This window comes from Paenibacillus sp. FSL R7-0210 (assembly GCF_038009085.1).
Taxonomy (GTDB): Bacteria; Bacillota; Bacilli; order Paenibacillales; family Paenibacillaceae; genus Paenibacillus_AQ; species Paenibacillus_AQ silagei.
Genome location: NZ_JBBPAR010000001.1, coordinates 2,831,602 through 2,856,809 on the forward strand (window position 1 = coordinate 2,831,602; position 25,208 = coordinate 2,856,809).

Sequence of the window (25,208 nt, forward strand, 5' to 3'; positions counted from 1 at the left end):
TAAAGGGTTATAGGGATCACTTCATGAATCCTGCGTCTAATTAAGCTATCTCTGCCTCTTCATCCTCCAGCCGCACGGATACGAGCTTGGACACGCCGCCTTCCTCCATCGTCACGCCGTAGAGTACGTCTGCTTCCTCCATCGTTCCCTTGCGGTGGGTCACTACGATGAACTGCGTCTGCTCCGAGAACTCGCGCAGGTACTGGGCGAAGCGCACCACATTGGCTTCATCCAGCGCCGCTTCCACTTCATCCAGCACGCAGAACGGCACCGGCTTCACCTGCAGAATGGCGAACAGCAGAGCCATCGCGGTCAAAGCGCGTTCTCCGCCGGAGAGAAGCTGGAGATTCTGCAGCTTCTTGCCCGGCGGCTGGGCAACGATATCAATCCCTGTATCAAGCATATGCTCAGGGTCCAGCAGCTGAAGATCTGCCCGCCCGCCGCCGAACAGCTTCGTGAACACCGTACCGAACTCGCGGCGGATGGCATCGAAGGTCTGCTTGAAGCGCTTCGACATCTCCTCTTCCATCTCATGGATGACATGATACAGCGTTGTTTTGGCTTCCACCAGATCATCCTTTTGCCCGCTGAGAAAAGTATACCGCTCATGCACCCGCTGATACTCTTCAATCGCGCCCAGGTTCACCTCTCCCAGACCGGAGATGCTGCGCTTCAGACGCTGCACCTCCAGCTGTGCCGCAGGCACATCCTCCGGCACCGGATAACGCTGCTTCGCCAGCTCGTAGCTCAGCTCGTAGTCATCGCTCAGCTTGCGGAGGATATTATCCAGCTCCACATCGAGCCGGCCAACGGCAACCTCCGTGGACCGGAGCTTGTCTTCGACCGCCCGGAGCGCCTGACGCTGGTCTTTGGTCTCGCCTTCGGCCAGCTCCAGCTTGCGCGAGATCGCCGCGCGGTCGGCACGGGCCAGGTCAAGCCTCGCAGACGTATCTTCCTTGCTCAGCCGCAGACTGTTGACCTCTTCCTTCTGCTTCACGGTCTCCCGTGCATTCTCTTCCAGATCCTGCTCGATGGTCATAAGCAGGCTGCGGCTCTGGCGCAGCTCCTTCTCCTGGGAGCCGGCGTCCTGCCTCATCCGGCGCAGCTGCTCCTCCAGCGAGAAGATCTCCTGATCCAGCTTGCCCTCCGTGACCTTCATCCCGGTCAGCTTGCCCTGCAGCTCTTCCTTGGCCGACTCATTCGCCTTGCGGTCCGACTCGGCACTGCGGATTGCTGCGTGCGCCTCCTGCTCTTCCTTCTCCAGCCGGGACAGCTCTGCTTCCGCCTGCTTGCGGGCCTCATCCAGCCCGCGTACCTCCTGCTCGAAGCCGCTGCGCTCCGCGCCCGCGCCCTCGACCTGCTCCTGCACATGCCGCAGCTCCTGCTCCAGCTGCTTCAGATCGCCGGATACGCGCTGTTCCTCCAGCCGCTTCTCATCACCGTCATGCCGCAGCTGCTCCAGCTTCTGGGAGCCTTTGTCCTGTTCAGCGCGCAAGCGGCTGATCCCCTGCTTCAGCTTGGCAATCTGCTGCTCGCTCTCTTCAATCTCGCCGGAGAGCTGGTCAAGCTGACGCTTGCGGCTAAGCAGGCTGTTGTTCTTCTTATGCTGGCTGCCGCCCGTCATTGAGCCGCCTGCATTCACCACATCGCCTTCCAGCGTAACCACTCTGTAGCGGTATTGGCATTTGGCCGCAATGCGGTTCGCCTGCTCCAGACTCTCAGCGATTACGACATTGCCAAGCAGGCTTCCGATAATACTTCCATACTTGTCTTCATAGCCTACCAGCTCCGAGGCGATACCGACAAACCCTTCAGCACCTTGAACCATGCTGCGGTCACTGCCGGTAATCTGCCGGGGCCGGATCACATCAAGCGGGAGGAAGGTCGCCCGTCCGAGCTGACGCTGCTTCAGAAAAGCAATCGCCTGCCGGGACACCGCTTCATTCTCCATAACCACATGCTGCAAGGAAGCGCCCATGGCGGTCTCAATCGCCATTTCCAGCTTCTCGGGAACGGAGATCAATTCGGCAACTGCCCCGTGTACACCGCTTAGCTGTCCTTTGCGCGCGCCCTTCAGCACCTCTTTGACCCCAAGCATGAAGCCGTCAAAATCATCCTGCATTTCCTTCATCGTCTCATGCCGGGACACCTGGGCTTCGCGCTTCTGCTCCCATTTGCGCAGGCCGCTCTGCGTCTCTTCGAGCAGCTTCTGCCGTTTGCCTGTCTGCTCGCTCTCCGTAATGTATGCACCGCGCAGCAGCCCGATTTCCTTGCCTAGCGCAGCAATCTTATCCTTCAGCCCGCTCTGTGCAGAGACCAGCTCCTCCAGCCGCGCTGTCCACTTGCCGCTCTCTTCCTGGCTGCGGCTCATCCGCCGCTCCAGGCTCTCCTTCTGCTGATCCGCATAGCGGATCTCGTTGCGCGCCTGGGCCATCAGGTTCATCAGCTCAAGCAGAGCGCTCTTCAGCTTCTCTTCCTTGCTCTGGCTGATGCCTCCGGCCACACCCTGCAGCTTCGATTCCTCATCCGCCAGCTGTGCCCGCAGCTCCGCAAGCGTCTGCCTGGTCTGCTTCAGCTTATGCTCAAGCTCCGCCAGCTCACGCTGCCGCCCCTCAGAGCGTTCGCCTACAGAACCCAGAGTCTGCATGAGCTGTTCCCGGTTCTGCTCCAGATTCCTGCGGCGCTCCTTCAGCAGCTCTCCGTAGCCTTCGCTCTTCTCGTTGGCTTCGCTGCTGCGCAGCAGCTGTTCCTGCAGCTTCTCCACTTCCTGCTCCAGATTACGCAGCTCCGCCCGGCCGCTCTCCAGCTTGGCATCATGGGCAGAGACTATAGTGGACAGCTCCAGCTGCTCCGTCTTAAGCACCTCCAGGCGGGCGTTGCCCTCCTGCCAGGATGTATGTATGCCTTCGATCTGATGCACATATACCGAAATCTCCAGATGCTTTAGCTGCTCCCGCAGCTCCTTGTATCTTATCGCCTTCTCGGACTGGTCCTTCAGCGGTCCCACCTGATCCTCCAGCTCGCTGATCAGGTCATGAATCCGCAGCAAATTCTGCTCGGTCTCATCGAGCTTGCGGCCGGCATCCTTTTTACGTGACTTATATTTAACAATACCTGAAGCCTCTTCAAAGATCCCCCTCCGGTCTTCCGAACGGGTACTGAGAATCTCTTCTATCCGGCCTTGTCCGATAATTGAATAAGCTTCACGGCCGATACCGGTATCCATGAACAGCTCCGTGATATCCTTCAGCCTGCAGGCCTGCTTATTGATCAGATATTCACTGTCGCCGCTGCGGTGGACACGCCGGGTCACCGTCACCTCGCTGAAATCCAGCGGCAGCACATGATCCTCATTATCCAGCGTCAGCGAGACCTCACCATAGTTGACCGCCTTGCGGGCATCACTTCCGGCAAATATAATATCCTCCATCTTGCCGCCGCGCAGGGATTTGGCACTCTGCTCCCCAAGCACCCAGCGGATGCCGTCGGATATGTTACTTTTGCCGCTGCCGTTCGGGCCGACTACAGCCGTTATTCCGCGCACAAATTCCATCTCTGTTTTGTCGGCAAATGATTTGAAGCCTGCTAATTCAATCCGTTTCAGAAACATAACTCGCTACTCACCTCTGACCCATTATACCATAGTGTTTCCTTGCCAAAACAACCCCATAAAGTGGTGCACCTGCTTCAATGTTTACCCCAAAACATATCATTTCTGATCTTTCGAAAAAGAGCAGCAAAAGTCTGACTTCCGCCGAACCGCCGGCATTCAGACCATTGCTGCTCTACTCCGCATTTCAGATGTTCATATGTGCCTTCCTTCAGGCACCATCTTCCTTCAGAAGCAATAATGCCGCTGCCGCTGCCTGCTGCTCCGCTTCCTTCTTGGAGCGGCCGCTGCCGCTGCCGAGTGAACGGCTGGCCATATATACTTCTGAGACGAACTCACGCTCATGCGCCGGTCCGCGTTCTTCAATAATCCGATATTCCAGCGTACCCATCCCATGATGCTGTATCAGTTCCTGAAGCTCTGTCTTGAAGTCGCTCATCTGCATTTGCAGCTTACCGTCGGTTTCCACCAGCGGAAATACGTGATTATCCAGGAATCTCCGGGCCGTCTCAAGTCCCTGATCGAGATAGAGCGCTCCCACGAAGGCTTCGAATACATCAGCCAGCAGAGCCGGGCGGGTACGTCCGCCCGTAAGCTCTTCCCCTTTTCCCAGCAGTACATACCGCCCGAAGCCCAAGGTCTCGGCGAACCGGACCAGCGACGGCTCACAGACAATCGCAGCACGCAGCTTGGTCAATTCTCCCTCGGGCCTGTCCGGGAGCAGATTATACAGATATTCGGACACCGTCAGCTCAAGCACCGCATCACCCAGGAACTCCAGGCGCTCGTTGTCCTGATGCTGATTGAACCGGTGTTCGTTCACATAAGATGCATGGGTGAAAGCCTGCTTCAGAAGTACAGGATCGTGAAATTGGATTTGAAGTTGGCTTTGTAACTGCTTCAGGTCTCCTTTCACTGCACTGTCTCCCCTTACTTATTATATTTTTTGAGAATAACGGTCGCGTTATGTCCCCCGAATCCGAAGGAATTCGACATCGCGATATTCAGCTCCGCCTGACGGGGCACATTCGGAACATAGTCCAAATCACAATCCGGGTCAGGGTTGTCCAAATTGATGGTAGGGGCAATCATACCCTTCTGCAGGGACAGCCCGCAGATAATCGCTTCCACCCCGCCGGCAGCGCCAAGCAAGTGGCCTGTCATCGATTTGGTTGAGCTGATCGCAACCTTGTACGCATGCTCTCCGAGCGCCTTCTTCACAGCGGCTGTCTCAGATTTATCGCCTACCGGTGTAGATGTACCATGCGCATTGATGTAGTCGATATCCTCAGGATTAATACCGGCATCACGGATCGCCATCTTCATGCAGCGTGCTGCACCGTCAGGATCAGGCTCCGTCATGTGGTGGGCATCGGCGCTGAGACCGTATCCGATGACTTCGGCATAGATCTTGGCTCCGCGCTTCTCGGCGTGTTCCAGGGATTCGAGAATCAGGATTCCCGCACCCTCGCCCATGACAAAGCCGTCACGGTCCACATCAAACGGGCGGCTGGCCTTCTCCGGCTCGTCATTGCGGGTAGACATGGCTCTCATTGCACAAAAGCCTGCCATTCCTGTAGGACGAATGGTTGCTTCCGCACCGCCGCAGATCATCGCATCCGCATCACCGCGCTGGATCAGACGGAAGGATTCTCCGATGGAGTGGCTGCCTGTTGCACAAGCGGTCACTGTCGTTGTATTCGGTCCCTTGGCCCCGAGATTGATCGACAGCTGGCCGGAGCCCATGTTGGCAATCATCATCGGAATGAAGAACGGGCTGACCCGCTTCGGGCCTTTTTCGAGCAGCAGGTTGTGGTTATCCTCCCATGTGCCGAGGCCGCCGATTCCAGAGCCGACAGATACCCCGATCCGCTCTGCATCGATATCTTCACCAATCGTAAGTCCGCTGTCCTTCAGCGCATCTTCACCGGCAGCAACTGCGAATTGTACGAACCGGTCCATCTTGCGGGCTTCCTTGCGGCCGAAGCGTGCTTCCGCATCGAAATCCTTGACCGAGGAAGCAATTCTTGTTGGATATTCACTGACATCAAAAGCTTCAACCAGGGATACTCCGGACTTGCCGCTCATGAGGCTATCCCAGAACGTCTCAAGATCCTTACCCAGCGAAGTCATTACACCCATACCAGTTACAACTACTCTATGATTCAAACATAATCACCCCGTCTATAGGCTGTGTACCTCTACAATGTGTAAACGCAAACATACCAGATGTCTATATAAACTGCAGTCGCCGCAGGATTAGTTAATCTGCGGTTCTGTTATTATCACTGTAAAATGAGGAGAAGTCCCGCCCTGGCAGGAACGGGACCCTCAATCATATGACTCTAGGTATGAGATTGTATGTACTTCACAACTTCACCCACGGTCGTAATTCTCTCTGCATCTTCATCAGAGATTTCCATGTCGAATTCATCTTCCAATTCCATTACCAATTCTACAACATCAAGAGAATCAGCACCTAAATCATCTTTGAAAGACGCTTCTAATGTTACCTCTGCTTCATCGGCACCTAAGCGGTCGATGACAATGCGTGTTACACGCTCCAATACATCGGACATCCGGTTCACCTCCTCTTTTGGTATTATACGAGATATGAAGTCAAAATACCATAGAGCATAAAAAACGCTGCCCTGGCCGCCTCTGTCCATCTTCACCCGTAACGATCTAACGCCCTGCGAAGCCTTACATGTACATTCCGCCATCCACATGAAGCGTCTGGCCTGTCATGTAAGCTGCCCCTTCCGAAGCCAGGAATACCGCCGCATTCGCAATGTCCTCCGCCCGCCCAAGCTCTCCCAAGGGAATCCCCTTGATTAGCTCGCTGCGAACCTCATCGGACAACTCGCGGGTCATGTCGGTATCAATGAAGCCTGGCGCGATGCAGTTCACTGTGATTCCACGTGAAGACAGCTCGCGGGCCGCAGACTTCGTCATGCCGATTACCCCTGCCTTGGCAGCGGTATAATTCACCTGTCCGGGATTCCCCGTCACGCCCACAACCGAGGAAATATTGATGATCCGGCCATAACGCTGCTTCATCATCGGGCGGGTTACTGCCTTCAGGCAGTTGAAGACGCCCTTCAGATTCGTCTCGATGACCTGATCGAATTCTTCCTCTTTCATACGCATGATCAGATTGTCCCGGGTAATGCCCGCATTGTTCACCAGGATATCGATTTTCCCCCAGGTCTGGATAACCTCTTTGACCAGGTTCTCGGCGTCACTGCTGCGGCCGACATTCCCCTGCAGAGCGATTCCTTCCGAGCCCAGCTCGTGAATCCGGGCCACGGTCTCTTCAGCCGCCTGAAGGCTGCCGGAATAGTTCACCGCGACCTTCACGCCATGAGCAGCGAGTGCCAAGGCAATGCTGCGGCCGATCCCCCGGGACCCTCCGGTTACAAGGGCGGTCTGACCTTTTAGTGCTGCAAACATGCTATGTTGTCCCCCTTCGATAATCATGCGGCTGCGGTTAGGCCAAGCTGCTTACCAGCCAGCCTGCACGCTCTCCAGACTGTTGATATTCACAACCTTGACCTTCCTGTCAATCTTGCGGATCAGGCCAGCCAGCACACTGCCGGAGCCAATCTCTACAAAAGTATCTACACCTGCACCTATGAGCCATTCCACGCTATCCTGCCAGAGTACCGGAGAATATACCTGTTCTACCAGCAGCTTGCGGATTTCTTCAGGGTCTGTCACCGGAGCAGCGGTGACATTGACCACTACCGGCATAGCAGGAGCATTGAAGGTTACCTTCTCGAGCTCAGCAGCCAGCCGCTCAGCCGCACCCTTCATTAATGAGGAGTGGAACGGGCCGCTAACCTCCAACGGAATCGCCCGTTTGCCCCCGGCTTCCTTCACACGCTTGACCACCTCATCTACACCGGCTACGGAACCGGACACCACAATCTGTCCCGGACAATTGACATTCGCCAGTTCAACGGGAGTACCCGCTGCTGTAATACTGCGGCATAATTCCGTAAGCGCCTCACGGTCTGCTCCAAGCACCGCTGCCATAGCCCCCTGTCCTCCGGGAACTGCTTCTTCCATGAATTGTCCGCGCAGGCGGACCAGCCTTACAGCATCTTCATAGGACAGCACACCGGCTGCCACAAGAGCGCTATATTCGCCAAGACTGTGGCCTGCCACATAATCCGGCGTAACCTGGAGGCCGCTTAGCGCTTCCAGATAAGCCACACTGGCTGTAACCAGTGCCGGCTGCGTGTTCACCGTCTGCTTAAGCTCGCTGTCCGGCCCTTCAAATACAAGCCCGCTCAGCGGAAACCCAAGCACCTCGTCACCCTTTTCAAAGATTGCACGGCTCTGAGGCAATGCTTCATATACATCCTTACCCATACCGATTGCCTGTGCACCCTGACCGGGAAAGACAAATGCGATTTTGCTCATGAGGGTTAAAGCTCCTTCCCGTTAGCTGCAGCTCCGCCGGGCACATAACGCCTGAGAAGAGCTGCATCGTTGCTATTATTAATTCCGATTATTCACTAGTAATGCCCCGATTCTTACCAGATCAGCACAGAAGCGCCCCAGGTAAGTCCGCCGCCGAAGCCGACCATAAGCACTGCATCGCCTGCCTTCATCCGGCCTTCCTCGGCTGCTTCTACAAGCGCCAGCGGAATGGAGGCAGCGGAGGTATTCGCGTATTTATCAACGTTGACTACAACCTTCTCCGGCGGCAGATCCAAGCGCTGCATAGCGGATTGAATAATCCGGATGTTGGCCTGATGCGGCACGAACAAGTCAATATTCTCCTTAGACAATCCCGCCTTGGTAAGCACACGCTCCGTAGCCGATCCCATGACGCGTACTGCGAACTTGAAGACCTCGCGGCCATTCATATAGATGAAGTGCTTCTTGTCTTCTACGGTCTGCTGGGAAGCCGGGAGACGTGAGCCGCCCGCTTCCAGATTAAGCAGGCTGCCGCCAGAGCCTTCCGCTCCAAGATCGAAGGACTGGAAGCCGCGTCCTTCCGGAACCTCGCCGACGATTACCGCACCGGCACCGTCACCGAACAGCACGCAGGTATTGCGGTCTGTATAATCTGTAATGCGCGACAACGTATCTGCACCGATCACCAGCGCATTGTTATACATTCCATTCTGGATAAAGCCCGTGGCTGTAGCCAGACTGTAGACGAATCCGGAGCAGGCTGCCGACAGGTCAAAGGCGGCTGCGTTCTTAGCCCCCAGCTTGTCCTGAAGAATGCAGGCAGTGGATGGGAAAGCACTGTCAGGTGTAACTGTAGCGACAATAATCAGATCGAGCTCCTCGGCCTTCATGCCTGCGGATTCCAGTGCCTTCAGGGCCGCTTCATAGGCCAGATCAGAGGTAGCCTGCTCCGGGGCCGCAATATGCCGTTCCCTGATTCCTGTGCGGCTGACAATCCATTCATCATTCGTTTCGACGATCTTCTCCAGATCGCTGTTGGTTAATATTCTCTCAGGCACATATTTCCCAGTCCCAATAATTCCTACCGGACGTAATTGTCTCATGTCTTCACTCACTTCCCGCTAATTTCCTTCGATATACTAGGCACCAGATCCGCCTTCAGGGCAATCCGTGCCTGTCTTACCGCATTCTTCACCGCATTGCCGTCGGACGAACCATGCCCCTTGACTACCAGGCCGCTAAGACCAAGCAGCGGCGCTCCGCCATGTTCCTTATAATCCATCTTGCCCTTCAGGCTTCTAAGCTCCGGCATCAGGATCGCCGCCCCCAGCTTCGTCTTAAGCGATTTGCTGAACTGCTCCTTCAGCAGAGAGAACATTGCGCCGGCTGTTCCTTCCAGCGTCTTCAGAAGTATATTACCGGCGAAGCCGTCACAGACCAGCACATCGCAGCTTCCGGTGAGCACATCCCGCGCTTCTACATTGCCGACAAAATGAATGCCCTGCAGCGCCTCCAGGAGCGGATAGGCTTCCTTGGTCAATTCATTGCCTTTGCCCGGCTCCGTCCCGACGTTCAGCAGGCCTACCCGGGGCTTCGCAATGCCGTGCACTTTGTTGCGGTATATACTGCCGATCTGGGCATACTGTGCCAGATGCTGCGGCTTGGCATCCATATTGGCGCCAAGATCCAGGGCCAGCACACCGACATCATCCAGCGTAGGAATCATCGGAGCCAGCGCAGGCCGTTCGATCCCTTCCATTCTTCCGACTACCAGAAGTCCTGTAGTCATCAAGGCTCCGGTATTCCCAGAGGAGATCATGGCATCGGCCTCACCCTCGCGGACCATCCGTCCGGCTACGACCATGGATGAGTCCTTTTTGCGGCGGACCGCCTTCACCGGCTCTTCATCCGAACCGATCACATCCCCCGCATGACGTACGGTAACGTTAGAAGGCTTAGTCTTCAGCAGCGGCTCAAGCCGCGCTTCATCACCGACCAGTATGATCTCTATGTCCTTCCACTCCGCAGCCGCTGCCAGCGCGCCTTCCACGTTACATTCAGGAGCATTATCCCCGCCCATGGCATCAATGGCGATCCGCACTCCGGTTTCCCCCTTCGCTGTACTCTTCAGTTGCTGAACGATACACTATAAAATGGCCTTGAAATACCAGCTCTTCTCCGACATATGTAAATACATCCACTTCAGCTTTGCCGTTCCGGCCCGCAAGTGAGCGCACCTGCGCCTTGGCAATGCATTTCTCACCCAGCCGGACCATGCGCACAAACCGGATGTCGGCCGAAGCCGTTAAGGCAATCTCATCATTAATTATGGCTACTGCCAGCGAATTCGCCTGGCCGAAGACGTAGTGCCCACGGGCAATCCCGTTGCGGGAGAACACATGCTCATCGCGGATCTCGAAGATCGAAATCCCGCTCTTGTCCAGCTGCAGATCCACAATATCACCGACCACTTCATCAGCTGGCAGGGAACGCACCTGATCATAGGAATGTTCCGCCATCTGCTTCATCCGCTCACGCAGCTCGGGAATCCCCAGCTCCAGCCGGTCCAGCCGGATCGTCTGGATACTCACCTTCAGCTGGCGGGTCAATTCCCGGTCCGTTACAAACGGGTTCCCTTCTATTATAGCCAGCAGCTGCTGCTGACGTTCCTTCTTGGACATCCGCTCGATAGCGGCTCACCTCCCGGCACAGGCCTGATGTGCAGCTTTCCGGCCCGTAAGAGTGGCCGCTGTAATCATATCTCTCTGTTCTACCTTATCAATTAGAACCAGGTACTAATATGTAGTATAAAGCATGCCGGCGCAAAAATAAAGCTTTGGCTTGAAAAGCGCCTGAAAACCCGCGCAGCGCAAGGCATATAAGCTCTGCCCCAGCTTTATTTTCACATAAAAATAGCACTCCACCGGCAGATGAAGTGCTACTCTTATGTGCAAACTATTGTTTGATGATTTCTCTTGCTTTGTATGTTCCGCAAACTTTACATACGTGGTGAGCAAGCTTCAGCTCTCCGCATTGTTCGCATTTCACCATACCTGGAACAACCAGTTTAAAGTGAGTACGACGCTTGTCACGGCGAGTCTTGGACGTTCTGCGTTGTGGTACTGCCATTGTTAGACACCTCCTGATTTTGTTGTAACCCAATTCCTCGGGATTTGTTCTTAGTCATCTTGCTTGGTAAAGAATCCTTTCAACGCAGCGAGTCTTGGATCGATCACTGTGTTGTCGCAACTGCAGGTGCCTTCGTTCAAGTTCTGTCCGCATTTCTGACAAAGACCAAGACAGTCTGCCTTGCACAATACCGAATCCGGTAAGTGCAGTACGAAATTTTCTTCCACATACGGGATAAGATCCACAATCTCATCTTTGATGTAAATGAGTTCCTCATCTTCATCTTCCGGAAGAATTGGCTGCTTAAGCCACTTGAAGGTCTCAGCGAAAGGAATGTTCAGCTTACTCTTGACCTCAACGAGACAACGTGAACATAACATGTCCACTTCTCCGTTCAGTGTTCCCACCACGTTCACACTATCGGTTCCCGCGGGCAGCGCTTTAAGGTCTACTGAGAGTGGTGCAACAGCAAGTATATCCTTGCGCCCTGTGACAACCCCGCTGACATCCACAACTTCGTGGAGGACCAGAGGCTCGTCGGCATTCGCTAATTTGCGAAAGTGAATGTTCATCGTTATCACTCCAAACAAACAAAATTTATTATACCTATTATTCCCTGAGTTTGTCAACCATTTTCCCTTTATATTGTTTCAGGGAGCGTGACAATTTATGATATACAATATATCTTCCAGAATGGGGCGTGAAGCAACTGTGGCAACTGTAGGTATTATAGCCGAATATAACCCTTTACATAACGGACATGTCCATCATTTCACCGAGGCCAAAAGAATATCGGGAGCGGACCGTTCCGTTGTCATTATGAGCGGACCGTTCACCCAGCGCGGCGAGCCGGCGGCGGTCAGCAAGCGCGCCCGTACCGAGATGGCGCTGCACATGGGCGCCGATCTGGTCATTGAGCTGCCGGTGGCGTACGCCGTCCAGCCGGCGGAATGGTTCGCCTTCGGAGCGGTGTCCCTGCTGGAGGCGACCGGCGTCGTCGACAGCCTGTGCTTCGGCTCCGAAGCAGGCACTTTGGGCGCACTGCTCCCTCTGGCCGGCTTCCTGGCCGAAGAGAGCAGTGCGCTTAAGGAGGAGATCCGCGCGCGCCTCTCTGAGGGCGCGGGATTCCCCGCCGCCTACAGCGCAGCGGCGGCGGCGGCCTGGAAGGCCTCTTTCCTGGGAGAGGAGAAACCGGAAGATGCCGAAAGTATATTGCGGCAGCCCAACAACAGCCTCGGCCTGCACTACCTGATCGCGCTACGGCGGCTGGGCAGCGCGATCAGGCCCTTGACCGTGCCGCGTACCGGCGCGGGCTTCCACGACCCGCTGGAGGGCGGGTCGGCCATTGCGAGTGCAACAGCCATCCGCAGGCTGCTGCAGGAGGGCGGATCACCGGCGGCTTACATGCCGGAGTACGCCCTGTCCATCCTGGAGCGGGAGCGTGACGCAGGCCGGGGCCCGGTAGGGCTAGAAGACTTCGCCGGGCCGCTGCGCCATGTGCTCTATACGCGCTCCGCTGCGGAGCTGCACACGCTGCAGGATATGAACGAGGGCCTGGAGAACCGGCTGCTCCGCGTCCTGCATCAGCTGGACAAGTTCACAGTCGGCGGCCTGCTGCAGGAGCTTAAGAGCAGACGGTATACCCTTACCCGGCTCCAGCGTCTGCTGCTTCACACCCTGCTGAACCACAGCAAAGCAGAGCTGTCCCCCTCCGTCCTCTCCCGGGGTCCCGGCTACATAAGAGTTCTTGGCTTCCGCGAGAGCGGCCGGGAGCTGCTGAAGCAGATGAAGCAGACAGCGGCGCTTCCGGTGATTACAAGCCCTGCCCGGTGCACCCATCCCATGCTGGAGCGTGACCTCCAGGCGGCTGCTGTGTTCGCCGGGGCTTATGCCGACCCGCTGCGCAGCGATCTGTACAGTGATTATCTCGAGCCGCCGGTCAGGATCTGCTGACCGGCAGCTCCTCCATGTATTTCAGGGCATCGGGTAGGGTTGAGACAGGAACCAGCTTCATATTCGTGCCGATCTGATCCGCTTTTGCCTTGGCCTCGTCGTAGTTCTTAAGCGGAACGAAGAAGATCTCCGCCCCCTTGCGGTCGGCCGCTACAATCTTATGCTTCACACCGCCGATTGGCCCCACGTTCCCCTCCGGATCTATCGTACCCGTGCCTGCTACCTTCCGGCCCTTAGTGAGATCCCCCGGCGTAAGCCGGTTGTAGATTTCCATGGTGAACATCAGACCGGCAGAGGGTCCGCCCACGTTAGTATCCACGAAGCTGACGGCTTTGCCTTCCTGCTTAGGCTCCACTTTTTGAACCGCACCAATAACGACTCCAAAGCCCGGCCGGGCAACCGCAGCTTCTTTATCCTTGACCCCCACCAGCTTGACCTGCTCCTTGATCTCTTTGCCGTTACGCTGGAGCGATACCTCCACGCTATCTCCAATCTGATGAACCGACAGCAATTTGGACAGCGCGGCCGGATCGGCTGCCTTTTGTCCGCCTACACTGATGATTTTGTCCCCCGGCTTGAACCGGTCCTGATTAGCAGTCTCTGGTACCGAGAACACATACAGATAATCCACGACATCCTCATAAGGTACACCTGCCGCATGATAGGCCGCCTGCACGGCATAGGACTGCGAACTATTCATATAGAATACCTGCTCCGCAGCATATTCCTGCTCTGTCTTATCCTGCAGGCGGGTTTCTTTCAATACTACCTCGGCATTCGAGTTGAACACAGAGGCGATTAGAAGAGCCACATTCGCATAGCTTGCAGAGACCGTGGTCATCATGAAGGTTCCTTGCTCCTGCGGATCGGCATTCTCAACCTTGATCATCGGTGCCACCTCGGAGGCGCTTCCCGGCTGATATACAATGTAAGGCGTGTTCATAAAGACCACAACATAGAGAATGACCACGAATGAAAATAAATAGGCTGAAGCGCGGATGCCTACCCGGCGTTTGTACTGCCTCAAGTCTCTTCCCCTTCTTTCCTGCGGATGATGCCCCGGCACTTAGAATGTGGTACCTTAGCCTGAAGCTTGACTCCGGCTGTGGCATGATGGTTGTCTCCCCTGCATAAATTGATAACAAGATCTGCCCATGTCCTAAGCTATGAAGAGGGGATAACTCTAATGATAAACTTTAGATTCAGACGCTTCCTGTCGGGTTCAGCTCCCTTTGTACCCGGGGCTGCAGCCATTCTGCTTGCTATAGCGATTGTCATCGCACCCGAAGCCTCCTTCAAGGCTTCACTTACGGGCCTTACGCTCTGGTGGACCCTGGTCTTTCCGGCGCTACTGCCCTTCCTGATCCTCTCAGAGATGCTGAGCGCATCCGGCTTCGTGCATGGTATCGGCGTCCTGCTGGAGCCACTGATGAAGCGTTGCTTCCGGCTTCCCGGGGCGGGCGGCTGGACGCTGGTGCTCGGCCTTACCGCCGGCTTCCCGGCAGGAGCCGGAGGAGTGATGCAGCTGCACAAGCAGGGGGACATTACGGACAAGGAGGCCGGACGGCTGGCGGCTATCGTGCATTATGCCAGTCCGGTCACACTGCTTATTGTAGTCGGGACAGCATTCCTGCACAGTCCAGCCGCCGGGTATGCCCTGCTGGCCATCCACTGGCTGTCAGGGATAGCCGCAGGTATTCTATCCGCCTGCTTCAATGGCTCCCGTAAGATAACCTCACCTATTCCGCTTCCGCAAGCTCTTCCGCAAGTTCCGCAAGAAAGTGATTCCAGCCTGACGGGCAGCCGCCCCCGCAGCAAAAAAGCATCCTTGCCCCGGCGTATCCATCAGGCAGCAGCGGATGCCCGGTCAAGGGATGGACGGGGCTTCGGCAAGGTGCTCGGTGAATCCGTATCCTCCGCCGTACAGAGCCTGATGATTGTAGGCGGCTATATGATTATGTTCGCAGTTGTTGTAAGTATTGTTACCAGACTGTTGCCATGGCTGCCGAATCTGGTTACAGCAAGCATGCTTGAGATTCATCTCGGAGCCCGGTCAATGACTTCAGCCACAGCAGGACTTGAAGGTTTTCTAATAGGCGGTCTTCTTGGCCCGGCACTGCTGTCGGCCAGCCTGGCCTGGAGCGGCATTTGCGCCCAGCTCCAGGCACTGACTGTGCTGAAGGCAGCGAATGTCCGCTTCCTTCCGTTCACCGCAGTCAGGCTGCTGCATGGACTATTTGCCTTTGCGTTCACGCTCCTGCTGTGGACACCGCTGCTCCATATTCAGTCTGCGGTGCTGCCCGTTCTAGCCGGCTCACCCCCGGCCGTACAGCTGCAAGACATAGGCACTTCACTGAGAATATGGACTCTGGCCCCACAAATCTTGGGACTTCAGACCCTGCTTGTTATGCTGCTGCTGTTGCTGTCTGCTGCCGTGAAGCTGTTTACTTCAAGCCGCCGTCCATCCGGCTGAACTTCAGCTTCATGGCCTGCTCCACCTCAGGGGTTACAAAATCCGAGACCTTCCCGCCGAAGTGGGCAATCTCCTTCACCACACTGGAGCTAAGGTAGGAGTATCTCGGATTAGTCATCATAAATATAGTTTCCGCTTCAGGGTCAAGGTTATGATTAATGGAAGCATTCTGCAGCTCATATTCAAAATCCGTAACGGTCCGGATTCCCCGGACAATAACCTGCGCATCTTTTTGCCTCAGATAGTTAACCAGGAGATCACGGAAGCTGTCCACTTCAACATTCGGTATATCCGCTGTCGCCTGGCGCAGAAGCTCTGTCCGTTCCTCGACCGAGAACAACGGATTCTTGCTCAGGTTGTTCAGCACCGTCACAATCAGCCTGTCGAACTGCTTGGCGGCCCGGTGAATAATATCCATATGTCCCAGCGTAACCGGATCGAAGGTTCCCGGATAGATAGCGACACGTTCTTTTCTAATTTGCAGACTCATCATTAACCTCCTTGCCGCTTGCGGCAGCCTCTGGAACAGCAGCTTCATACCGGTAGATAGAGATCGTAACCTCTCCATAGACAGATTGCTTCGTTCTAACGAACCCCGGTATATCCTCGGGATAGGTATATCCCGATTCATGCTCCAGCACGATCACTGCATCAGGGTTCAGCAGCAGCTTGTCCGCCAGCGTAACCATCAGCTCGTCTCCATGCTTCATACGGTAAGGCGGGTCCAGAAAAACAAGATCAAATGCTCTCCCCCGCTTCCCGAGTGCACCAAGCGCTCTTCCCGCATCATTGCGGTAGACCTCAGCCTGCGCTTCCAGCCGGGCCGCCTTCAGGTTCGCACGCACCGTGTCAATCGCCTTCTGTTCCATGTCCACAAACACCGCAGCTTCCATCCCTCTGCTTAGGGCTTCAATTCCCAGGCCTCCGGTACCGGCATACAAATCAAGCACCGTACCTCCTTCAAAATAAGGCCCGATCATACTGAATAACGCTTCCTTCACTTTATCGGTAGTAGGCCGTGTGCCATTGCCTGGAACACTTTTAAGCGGCCTGCCTTTTGCACTTCCCGATATGACTCTCACCGATCATCCACCTGCTTTTTAGCTTTTGTCTCTACATTACTATGCCGTTACAGGGCATAAGTCCAAGCCTATAGTACCACAATTATTCCATGAAATAAAAAGATTGTCCGACTTTGTCACAATGCGGAGCAGAAGAATATTCGCAAGCAAATGTATAAAACTCCCGCATCCGGGTCATCCTGTAATTATCGACATCACAAAATGTCGTAGACAACCGCGGAGCAGGCTTACGTTTCCCCATAAGCTCTTCGTCCGGTTTCTCCTCTCCCATGAAAGAGGCTCCCGAAAGGGAGCCTCGATTTTTGTTTTACGCAAAAAAAGCCCCCGCCTTGAAATCAAGATACGTGGGCTTGCTGTGTATATAGTTATATAATCCGCTTCAGCTTGGCTTCCTGCTCAATGGAGCGCGCTGAGAGAAGTTCGATAATTCTGTGCTGATTCTCCAATAAAGACTCCACGTTGATGAGCCGCTCGTTTGTTTCCAGCACAGCACGTTTAATCTGTTCCTGATCTTGCATCATTGTTTGCAGATCTTGTTTCATTGTTTGCTGATCTTGTTTCATGTTCTGCTGCTCTGTCTCTATTCGATCCAAACGCTCGTTGACGGTTCCTAATTCCGCCTTAACGGGCTCCAATTCTTCGCGAAAAACGGATCTTAATACCTGCACCAAATCATTATCCATGTGCTCCGCTCCTTCAAACTTAATATATAGATTGTACCAGAATCCAATTTATTATTCTACATCATTTGACCTTGTCGATCTTGACAAATATACATATCTATTAGTCACATTAGCGAATAAATTCAATCCGTCCGGACAAGGTTACATATATAGTATAGGAATATCAGATAGATTCAGGAGGAACCACTATGAAGAAGTCCTTGTATAAAAAGATGTCATCCCTCGCCCTAGTCATCCTATTCAGCGGTGCCATTGGACTGACCGCAGGCTGCAACACTTCGGCTAATCAGGCCACCCCAACTCCCGCCGGGACAGCACAGCCGACAGCAGCGCAACCCACGTCAGCACCAGCCACTGAACCCTCCACCGGGAAGGCGTCCGTGAACTGGGAATCTGCGATCCAGCAAATCGCGACTACGGATACGGAGGCCACGCAAAAAGCAGATGCCGCGGAAGTTTTGGCGAAATCGTACACTCCGTCGGCTGTGGAGCTTAAGGATTTTGAATCCCAGATCGTGGAGGAGTACACCGCCGGGAATTATCTCGCGCATAGCGAGGATGCCGGATACATGCTGACGAACCTGTTCAAGGCTACCGTTGTTGAGCGCAATCACCCTGACGGTGAGGCTATTAAGAAGTTTGCCTTTGACTTTTATCAGAACACTAAGAATGTCTTCCGCGGAATTGATGCTGTGGACAGCGAAGCCGTACAATCGAATGAAACGCAGATGGACAAGGCGTTGTCGGAGATTACAACCAAGTAAACCTCCTTATGTCTCCGGCATGGGACCTCCCGTATTTATTGACAATTCAGGAATGATGGTGATACCGTTCATTAGGGTAAGGGAGCTTAGGGCTCCCGCATTCATCATAAGAATTCAATTGATCAGGAGGTCCCATGTTCAAAAAAACAATCCTTTTCCCCGTCATCAGCATGATGCTTCTCAGCTCTGCCCCGTCTTCATCCGCAAGTGCGCAAAGCTTGTACTCCGATGTCAACGAGCAGAAATATTCCTGGGCGATGGAATCCATTCTTTTCATGACGGATAACGATGTGCTAAAAGGGTATTCCGACGGCACCTTTAAACCTGAAGCAACGGTTACCAAGGCCGAGTTCTCCGTTATGCTCTACCGTCTATTCGATAAATACCGACCCAATGTAAAGCCCTTATTTTATGAACAAAAAGTCACCAGCTACCTTGATGTCCCCAAAGATCACTGGGCCTACAAAGAAATATCTGAGCTATACAATTCCTCTGCGGTCAGCGGCGGCGGGATTTCCCAAAACCCTTCAACAGGCAAGTATACCTTCCAACCTGAAGCCCGGCTGACACGGCTCAAGCTAACGTCTATGCTCTACCAATTATTCGCTGAAGATTTCGACAAGGGTACGAATACCGATGATCCTGACAAAGAGTTATACCAGCGGTTAAGTAAATTCAAGGATATTCCCTTGAGAAAATTCAATACTCAGAATGCTATGGATCAATACATGGATACAGAAAGAGCAAGGGCCGGCACCAGATGGGATACATACATACCCGGGGATGAGCTCTCCCCAGCGATTTTTTATACATACCAAAATGGATCTATCTCGCTAATTGGAGATTTCACCTTTCTGCCGGTTTACGCCATTGCAGCGATGGACTCCCAAAGGATTATTACAGCCGATTCCCGTGGATACTACAGACCGCTCGCCCCTGTTACCCGGGCAGAACTGGCAACGATTCTGGACCGCGTCTATCTGTTGTTTGAGAAGAAAGGGATTCTGCAAAAATACAGCAATAAATAGCCTTAAGCGTTGATTCATCAAGCAGGGACCCTAGTCAACAAAAATAGCCCGGCCTCTTACAGTGCCGGGTAATGACATCTATTTTCCGATCAAATTCGGCCGGACTCCTTCAATAAAATAAAATCATGACCACGCCGGGTCAATTTGATGTCAGTAGTTCTGACTGTCACGATCCCGCTGCCTGACCGGGAGATCTTAATATTCTCCACCATCCGGCTGTCGATAAGCTCCTCCATAATATCGGCGAAGGCCTCGGCTTCGAGTTCCATTACCTCCTGATTAACCGCCTGTTCCGCTTCAATCCGCTTGAGGATGGCATATATCTTTTCCTTCTCTTCCATCGTACACCTCTTTCATGCCAGCACTAATTGCCCTGAAGACAATGACCTCTATTATCGCACATCCATTCGGGGCAAGGCGAATTTAAATTTACCGTCATGCAGCATAGCTTGTCCATCCTGCATCTGCAACAAGCGCAGTCCCGGATTGCCGGGACTGCGCTGACTGATTGGATCTCCTAGTAGAAGCAGGCACTCAGAATAATAACGAGCAGGATATAAAGAACCAGAATCGCACCTGTAGATGTCCAGGGACCTACTCCACACGTATTCACGCCGCCTACATTGCCACCGTATCCGCAATCTGCACCCATGAGATTACCTCCTTCATAATGTTGACTACAGAACAGCATATGAGCCGGTTGCCTCATCAGATTGGGCGAAACGGACATAATTTGGGGCGTATGTACAAGGGCATCCTGCCCGCCCTCCTTGCGGGCAGCCCAGGATGTCCCATGCTATTGCTTAATCGGATACCAGAATTCCATCGAAGCTCTCCGGACCTACACGGACTGTACCCAGAAGGTTCGAACTGACAAACGCAGTATACGTTAACTGCGGAGTAATTGTCGGAAGGAAATCATCTGCAGAGAATGTGATAATCTGTGGAGCCAGAACACTAAGATTGAAGGTAGAGGTGGCGGAATAGACCAGCGGGTCAGTGGGTAGTGTTCCTCTAACAATTGTTACAGTTATGCCTAGCAGCGCAAGCGGAAGCTGCAACGAAATGGTTCCTTTTAGTATTACGCGAGGGTTCGTGCCTACCCCTGCAGTGATCAGCCCAATTTGCCCGAACAGCTGCGGAGTATTAATTACTAGGATAGGTATTGCAATAGAGTTAGCAAAACTAGCATTCTGCGAGGTTCTTCCATCAACATAAGTTCCCATATCAAGCACCTCCTTTCTTCTTAATTAATATATTCGCGTTCCTTCTAAATCGCTTGGATGATATCACCATTACTTATTCCCCATCTTATATTACCGCCTGAAGCCGCCGCTCTACTAATCTTCTTTGGTAGTCCCGCTCCGCTTATTGAACGCCAGTTCAAACAGCCCCGTTGCCGATAATCCGGCCAAGCCTCCGGCCCATAGACGAAGAATGAGATTCATGTCTGTAAAAGGGTATGCAGCCGCTCCTACCAGCAGGCCGATGGCCAGCCCCACCGCAGGAACCACGTTGCGCGGAAGATTAACGCTGTTCTTGACGAACTGGACCAGCGCCATAACGAATACCGCCAATACGGATGCAAAAGCTAGTACATTGTTAAGTGCATCATTGTACATAACGACTACACCCCCTTGCTTGTAACCAGCAGACCGGCGCGGTTCAATACGGTCAGCATCCGGTAGAAATCAAAGCTGCCTCCTGACGGCGTATCCAGCAGACCGGCTGCAGACGCGGCCTGTACCGCAGGCTCAGCCCAGGCCGGCACATTCATTACTGTGCGGCCCTCAATGACAGCCAGCCGTTCCGTGACACCTTTAATGGCCTGGCCTTGCTCTTGAACGCCGGCCTTCAGTGTATCTCTGCTGACAGACAGCCCTGCCAGCAGCTCCTTCAGTTCCCGCAGCTCGGTTTCCAGCGCCGCAATTTTTTGTTTATCTTCAGCTGACATCTCTTCATCCTCCTTCAGCTCGTCATATTGATACAGGTTATATGAATCCATAATCTGAATCAGCTTGGACGCATAACCCGGGTCCGTTGCGTAGCCTGCAGCAGCAATCTCGCGGGCGGCTGTTTTGCCGTCGACTCCAATAGCCTTGCTGTACAGCTTGGGGTTCCAGGACACTCCCCCGGTAATCAGTGCGGAATGATCCGCTATAGATTCTCCCCAGTTATGATAGGAACGGAACTGGGCAGTCACCTGTACAGCTTGGCCGTTCCTGTATTCCGTTGTCGGAAGCGCCAGGCTGCCCGCAGGCCCGCTGCCCTTGATGCCGAACAGATTGCCTGCCTTCAGCGTCAAGCCGCTCGTTCCCCAGCCGGATTCCAGCGCCGCCTGGGCAATCGTCAGCGAAGCTGCGATACGGGTGCGCTGCATATCCGCTACTGCGAAAGAAGCGATCCGGGCGATAAATTCGGAGTTCGTCATTGCTTCACTTCCTTTCCTACTATATTAAATGCCCCGCCCTGCCAAACTGCCTGTGCTTATCCCTGTTATGATGTATATGGAAGTGAGCTGCAGCTTATACGCACGCAAACAGCGCCGGAGCGGATGCACCGGCACTGTTTCAATAACCCACTATATTCCCTTCCACTAAAATACGCTAAGGATAATAATCAGCAAAATAAACAACACCAGTATCGTAGCCGTTGACGTTCTCAGACCTCCACTCATCCGGAGCCCTCCTTTCTTACGCACATGCCCAGCTTTGATCCCTCTACATCATATGCCTGTAGTCCCAAAAAAACTGGGCGAACGCACAATATGGGATTTATATGTAAAAAAAAGTATTGTTAAATCTTCCATCCTGGCTTAAACTAGTAATAATTAACTATATCGGAGGGACTAATTTACTATGCCTTCATATTATTTCAAGGAAATTTGGACACCGCTGAGCTGGATAGGCATTAAGTTTTTCCGGGATGACGAAGGATTTCTGTGGATAAAGAGATGGTCTAATCCACGTAAGCGGTTACGCTGAACGTAATGAGATAACGTCAAACAACCTTTTTCCGGCACAAGAGAAGCATCCCCGTCCTGCCGTTAAAAGGTTGTTTGTTGTTTCTGTCTGCTGTTGATTGCTGATCCTAAGATGCCGCCTCGAAGGTAATCCGGTTCTTCCCGCTCCGCTTGGAGATATACAGCGCTTCGTCTGCGAGCCGCAGGGTCTCGATAGTATCTCCGCCGTCCGGAGTCCATACAGCAGCACCTACGCTGCAGCCTACACGAAGCTCCTCGCCTTTAATCAGAATCGGCTGGTTGATCTTGCTGATAATCCGCGAAGCCACCACCTCCGCTTCCTTCATCGGTTTGCCCGCCGAGGTATTCAGAATAATCACGAATTCATCACCGCCCAGCCGGGCAACGATCTCATTGTCCCGCGTACAATCCATCAGCCGGAAGGCCACCTCCTGTAGCAGGGCATCTCCAACCGCATGGCCGAAGCTGTCATTCACTTTTTTGAAGCCGTCCAGATCCATGTACAAAAAGCTTAGTGTCGTCCGCTTCTGCTTGGCCTTACTGACCGCATGGGCCAAAAACTCATCCAGTGCTGCCCGGTTGGGCAAGCCGGTAAGCTTATCATGCAGCGCCATATCCGACATATAGCTCAGCTTGGTCTCTGTCTTGGTCAGGTTGTTCACCAGGCTCCGCAGGGAGGCCGACAGAATCGCCACATCCTTGAACCGGGTAGAGGCCGGGATCTCCACATCGGCACCGGAGCTGAGCAGGTCGGCTGTACGGGTGATATCCCTCAACGGTCGGCTGATCCATCCGGCCAGCAGCCAGCCGATTAGTGCGAAGGCCGCAGCGGTCAGCAGACCGCTGATCAGGATGAAGCGTTCAAGCTGATGGACTGAAGCAAAAGCGATGTCTGCCGGCTGACGGATAATGACCGTCCAGCCAAGGCCCGGGTAGTTCATGTAGCCATCACCATAGGCGTATCCCGTTAAATAGGAGTCACGGCCCCGATCCTGTTCGATCGCGTATGAGCTCTTACCGCTGCGGGCCTGCTGCAGGACCGCAGCCGTCATTCTTTTGCCGGTGAGCGCTTCTGGCCCCAATAGAATGGTGTCGTCCTTCTTACTGACCACGAACACTTCCACACCCTTAAGCCGTTCCTTGAGCGGATTCACAATGGAGGCCTCGACCTCACGTGACCACTCCCAGCTAAGATGTGCCGCCAGCACGCCGCTTGTCTGTCCTTGCTTGTCCATGACCGGCACACTCACATCAACAAACTGCAGGGCTTCCCCCGTCTTACTCTGCAGCAGCTTAGATAGCAGCACCGCATCGTGGACATCCCCGACGAAGGTTCCCTTAAGTGCCTGCTGAAAGACAGGCCTCTGGCTGATATTCGTTCCTTGCAAGATCTGATCCGTGGAAGCAACCACATTCCCTGTCTTATCCAGGAAGCCCACCCAGGTGAATACCGGCAGACTCTTCTTCAGCTGATTCAGCAATCTGCCGGCCTCTGCTTGTTCAACGGGTTCCTGAAAAGCATTCAGCTTACTCAAAACTTCTATTTCACCGGAACGTGACCACATGAACTGATCAAGCTTCTCGGACATTTGATTGGCCTCTGCGGCCAGGGAGCTGCCGATACTGACTTCCACAGAAGTGGTGGAGCGGTTGCCGATCACATAGCTGAGAATAGCCGTGAGCAGAATGATAATAACCGCAAATGCAGCTGAAAATAAAGTGCGAAGACTTAATGACATGTACACTCTCCTCTTCCGATGACCTTGTTCATGCTTCCGACCACTGAAGATATCTTGCGGCAACATGTCGAACTGGGTCGATATTTCTTTATCGGAAGAGTCCGGCAGAAATATAATACAGCTTCAGGCACCAGCCGTTTTTTCTTGAGTCGTTACCCTACCTTCGCTCCCATAGAACGGGCCAGCAGCACGGCCTGCTCCACATCCAGCCGCACTCCTTTGAGCTCCAGGCTCTTCAGGTCAATCCCCTCCAGCTTGGCGTCACGCAGATCTGCCCCTGCAAGCTTGCACTGAGCGAGCTGAACCCGGCTTAAATCCGCCCCGCGTAGATCCGCCTTTTGCAAATCGCAGCCCTGCATGTCTGCCTCGGTGAACCGGATGCCCCGCAGATCCTGCCTGCTGAGATTCAGATGGCGCAGATTCGTATAGGCCCAGTCCCCTCCGCTAAGTGTGATTCCGTCCATATAGGCATTGGCGAAATCCGATCCGACCATCTTGCAGTTCTCGAACTTCGCCACGAATAGATTCGCTCCGGTGAACTTGCAGTTGGTGAATGCGCCATCCGTGTGCAGCGAAGCATTCAGCAGGGCACCGGTGAAATCGCAATCGACAAACCGGCAGCCGGTGGAGGTCATCTCTTCCATTGAAGCTCCCCGAAAGGAGCAGCGCTCAAAGGTGCAGCCGTTTATTTCTCCATCCTGCAATGCTGCGTAATCAAAATTATGCTCATTAAAGGTTTCATTATGGTATTGATACATAGTTTAAGCACCTCTTTATCTGGGTATTGGAGCAAAGGTATGGTATAACAGATACTATATAATTCTTTAAATATACTACTTTAGGAGATTGTCCAAGTGTAGCCGTTTCGATATAATAGCAAATAAAATAGCGGAGGTAAATGATGGATGACTCCAGCAGAAAAGAACCATTCCGATATGTAATGAACCAGCCCATCGATTGCTGGCTTGAGATTCCCGCCAGTAATTCGGGACCGGGAGCGGGAAAATTGACTGAAGGTATTCTGCTTGACCTTAGCCGCTCCGGCTGCAAGGTCCGCACGTCGCTGAACCTCCGCTTCACCGCAGGGGATACGAAGCTGATTATTCATTTTCAGCTGGCGGAAGAGAAGCTGCAGTACGAAGGCAGTGTCCGTTGGGGCTGGATGTTCGGTCTGGGGCAATACCAGTACGGGGTAAGACTGGACCTGCAGGAAGAAGAGGAAGAACAGCTGCTGCGGGAGCTGGAGCTCTGGACCAGCGGAAGAAGCGCGCAAGGCTTATAGTCCATCCTATCCCCAATAATGCACACAAACGCAAGCAAGGCTGATTAGGAGCCT

General features: G+C 53.8%; 28 protein-coding genes. 5 read left to right on the top strand and 23 right to left on the bottom strand.

Annotation, left to right across the window (positions count from 1 at the left end; genetic code table 11):
• Positions 1-40: 40 nt before the first annotated feature.
• From smc to MKY64_RS12320, 11 genes are all read right to left on the bottom strand, one after another.
• Positions 41-3,610 (bottom strand): chromosome segregation protein SMC, encoded by a 3,570-nt coding sequence (gene smc, locus MKY64_RS12270; protein ID WP_036728873.1) that lies wholly within the window; start codon positions 3,608-3,610, stop codon positions 41-43.
• A gap of 211 nt (positions 3,611-3,821) precedes the next feature.
• Positions 3,822-4,526 (bottom strand): ribonuclease III, encoded by a 705-nt coding sequence (gene rnc / locus MKY64_RS12275; RefSeq protein WP_036728876.1) that lies wholly within the window; start codon positions 4,524-4,526, stop codon positions 3,822-3,824.
• Positions 4,527-4,540: 14 nt separating this feature from the next.
• Positions 4,541-5,779: a beta-ketoacyl-ACP synthase II gene (gene fabF / locus MKY64_RS12280; protein WP_081751295.1), complete on the bottom strand. Its 1,239-nt coding sequence runs from the start codon at positions 5,777-5,779 to the stop codon at positions 4,541-4,543.
• A gap of 176 nt (positions 5,780-5,955) precedes the next feature.
• Positions 5,956-6,189, bottom strand: coding sequence for an acyl carrier protein (gene acpP / locus MKY64_RS12285; RefSeq protein WP_036694165.1), 234 nt, complete (start codon positions 6,187-6,189; stop codon positions 5,956-5,958).
• 124 nt (positions 6,190-6,313) lie between these two features.
• Positions 6,314-7,063, bottom strand: a complete 750-nt coding sequence (fabG, locus tag MKY64_RS12290; RefSeq protein WP_036728883.1) for a 3-oxoacyl-[acyl-carrier-protein] reductase — start codon at positions 7,061-7,063, stop codon at positions 6,314-6,316.
• A gap of 51 nt (positions 7,064-7,114) precedes the next feature.
• The gene (gene fabD, locus MKY64_RS12295) at positions 7,115-8,038 is read right to left on the bottom strand and encodes an ACP S-malonyltransferase (RefSeq protein WP_036728885.1); all 924 of its coding nucleotides are present in this window, start codon (positions 8,036-8,038) and stop codon (positions 7,115-7,117) included.
• Positions 8,039-8,151: 113 nt separating this feature from the next.
• Positions 8,152-9,141: a beta-ketoacyl-ACP synthase III gene (locus tag MKY64_RS12300; RefSeq protein WP_155991613.1), complete on the bottom strand. Its 990-nt coding sequence runs from the start codon at positions 9,139-9,141 to the stop codon at positions 8,152-8,154.
• An 8-nt stretch (positions 9,142-9,149) separates the two neighbouring features.
• On the bottom strand, positions 9,150-10,139 hold the full coding sequence (gene plsX, locus MKY64_RS12305; RefSeq protein ID WP_340953269.1) for a phosphate acyltransferase PlsX: 990 nt from the start codon (positions 10,137-10,139) through the stop codon (positions 9,150-9,152).
• Entirely contained in the window at positions 10,123-10,719 is a 597-nt protein-coding gene (gene fapR, locus MKY64_RS12310) for a transcription factor FapR (RefSeq protein ID WP_036728893.1), read from the bottom strand. Before fapR ends, plsX begins: the two co-directional genes overlap by 17 nt.
• Positions 10,720-10,993: 274 nt before the next feature.
• Positions 10,994-11,167, bottom strand: coding sequence for a 50S ribosomal protein L32 (rpmF, locus tag MKY64_RS12315; protein ID WP_019911234.1), 174 nt, complete (start codon positions 11,165-11,167; stop codon positions 10,994-10,996).
• Positions 11,168-11,217: 50 nt separating this feature from the next.
• The gene (locus MKY64_RS12320; protein WP_339256369.1) at positions 11,218-11,739 is read right to left on the bottom strand and encodes a YceD family protein; all 522 of its coding nucleotides are present in this window, start codon (positions 11,737-11,739) and stop codon (positions 11,218-11,220) included.
• 139 nt (positions 11,740-11,878) lie between these two features.
• Between MKY64_RS12320 and MKY64_RS12325 the strand changes: the two genes are divergently transcribed.
• Positions 11,879-13,120 (top strand): tRNA(Met) cytidine acetate ligase, encoded by a 1,242-nt coding sequence (locus tag MKY64_RS12325; RefSeq protein ID WP_340958068.1) that lies wholly within the window; start codon positions 11,879-11,881, stop codon positions 13,118-13,120.
• On the opposite strand, the gene MKY64_RS12330 is transcribed toward MKY64_RS12325, so the two are convergent.
• Positions 13,107-14,147 carry a SepM family pheromone-processing serine protease gene (locus MKY64_RS12330; protein ID WP_340953270.1) on the bottom strand — a complete coding sequence of 347 codons (1,041 nt, stop codon included), beginning with the start codon at positions 14,145-14,147 and terminating at the stop codon, positions 13,107-13,109. The genes MKY64_RS12325 and MKY64_RS12330 overlap by 14 nt on opposite strands.
• Positions 14,148-14,306: 159 nt before the next feature.
• Here MKY64_RS12330 and MKY64_RS12335 point away from each other — a divergent pair, with 159 nt between their 5' ends.
• Positions 14,307-15,593: a nucleoside recognition domain-containing protein gene (locus MKY64_RS12335; RefSeq protein WP_340953271.1), complete on the top strand. Its 1,287-nt coding sequence runs from the start codon at positions 14,307-14,309 to the stop codon at positions 15,591-15,593.
• Here the strand turns inward: MKY64_RS12335 and coaD are convergent.
• From coaD to MKY64_RS12355, 4 genes are all read right to left on the bottom strand, one after another.
• Positions 15,565-16,083 carry a pantetheine-phosphate adenylyltransferase gene (gene coaD, locus MKY64_RS12340; protein WP_340953273.1) on the bottom strand — a complete coding sequence of 173 codons (519 nt, stop codon included), beginning with the start codon at positions 16,081-16,083 and terminating at the stop codon, positions 15,565-15,567. The genes MKY64_RS12335 and coaD overlap by 29 nt on opposite strands.
• On the bottom strand, positions 16,067-16,675 hold the full coding sequence (gene rsmD, locus MKY64_RS12345; protein WP_339256361.1) for a 16S rRNA (guanine(966)-N(2))-methyltransferase RsmD: 609 nt from the start codon (positions 16,673-16,675) through the stop codon (positions 16,067-16,069). The genes coaD and rsmD overlap by 17 nt, the downstream gene beginning before the upstream one ends.
• Before the next feature lie 82 nt (positions 16,676-16,757).
• Positions 16,758-16,946 (bottom strand): single-stranded DNA-binding protein, encoded by a 189-nt coding sequence (locus MKY64_RS12350; RefSeq protein ID WP_143803648.1) that lies wholly within the window; start codon positions 16,944-16,946, stop codon positions 16,758-16,760.
• A 94-nt stretch (positions 16,947-17,040) separates the two neighbouring features.
• A complete protein-coding gene (locus MKY64_RS12355) occupies positions 17,041-17,358 on the bottom strand; it encodes a hypothetical protein (RefSeq protein ID WP_036728909.1) in 318 nt (105 codons plus the stop codon).
• A gap of 188 nt (positions 17,359-17,546) precedes the next feature.
• On the opposite strand from MKY64_RS12355, the gene MKY64_RS12360 reads away from it, so the two are divergent.
• Together MKY64_RS12360 and MKY64_RS12365 are read left to right on the top strand one after the other, a co-directional pair.
• A complete protein-coding gene (locus tag MKY64_RS12360) occupies positions 17,547-18,122 on the top strand; it encodes a hypothetical protein (protein ID WP_339314037.1) in 576 nt (191 codons plus the stop codon).
• A 134-nt stretch (positions 18,123-18,256) separates the two neighbouring features.
• Positions 18,257-19,150, top strand: a complete 894-nt coding sequence (locus MKY64_RS12365) for an S-layer homology domain-containing protein (protein WP_339256355.1) — start codon at positions 18,257-18,259, stop codon at positions 19,148-19,150.
• 89 nt (positions 19,151-19,239) lie between these two features.
• Here the strand turns inward: MKY64_RS12365 and MKY64_RS12370 are convergent, their stop codons facing one another.
• The 7 genes from MKY64_RS12370 to MKY64_RS12405 form a co-directional block, all read right to left on the bottom strand.
• On the bottom strand, positions 19,240-19,491 hold the full coding sequence (locus MKY64_RS12370) for a YjcQ family protein (RefSeq protein WP_036728915.1): 252 nt from the start codon (positions 19,489-19,491) through the stop codon (positions 19,240-19,242).
• Positions 19,492-19,667: 176 nt separating this feature from the next.
• Positions 19,668-19,802: a hypothetical protein gene (locus tag MKY64_RS12375; RefSeq protein WP_268748465.1), complete on the bottom strand. Its 135-nt coding sequence runs from the start codon at positions 19,800-19,802 to the stop codon at positions 19,668-19,670.
• A gap of 151 nt (positions 19,803-19,953) precedes the next feature.
• Positions 19,954-20,376, bottom strand: coding sequence for a hypothetical protein (locus MKY64_RS12380; RefSeq protein ID WP_340953275.1), 423 nt, complete (start codon positions 20,374-20,376; stop codon positions 19,954-19,956).
• Between the two features lie 114 nt (positions 20,377-20,490).
• On the bottom strand, positions 20,491-20,772 hold the full coding sequence (locus MKY64_RS12385; protein ID WP_036728921.1) for a holin: 282 nt from the start codon (positions 20,770-20,772) through the stop codon (positions 20,491-20,493).
• Positions 20,773-20,777: 5 nt separating this feature from the next.
• Positions 20,778-21,581: a glycoside hydrolase family 73 protein gene (locus MKY64_RS12390; RefSeq protein WP_340953277.1), complete on the bottom strand. Its 804-nt coding sequence runs from the start codon at positions 21,579-21,581 to the stop codon at positions 20,778-20,780.
• 659 nt (positions 21,582-22,240) lie between these two features.
• Complete coding sequence (locus MKY64_RS12400; protein ID WP_339256348.1) at positions 22,241-23,872, bottom strand: diguanylate cyclase domain-containing protein; 1,632 nt, start codon at positions 23,870-23,872, stop codon at positions 22,241-22,243.
• 152 nt (positions 23,873-24,024) lie between these two features.
• A complete protein-coding gene (locus MKY64_RS12405; protein WP_339256346.1) occupies positions 24,025-24,630 on the bottom strand; it encodes a pentapeptide repeat-containing protein in 606 nt (201 codons plus the stop codon).
• A 248-nt stretch (positions 24,631-24,878) separates the two neighbouring features.
• On the opposite strand from MKY64_RS12405, the gene MKY64_RS12410 reads away from it, so the two are divergent.
• Positions 24,879-25,154 carry a PilZ domain-containing protein gene (locus tag MKY64_RS12410; protein ID WP_340953279.1) on the top strand — a complete coding sequence of 92 codons (276 nt, stop codon included), beginning with the start codon at positions 24,879-24,881 and terminating at the stop codon, positions 25,152-25,154.
• Positions 25,155-25,208 lie beyond the last annotated feature (54 nt).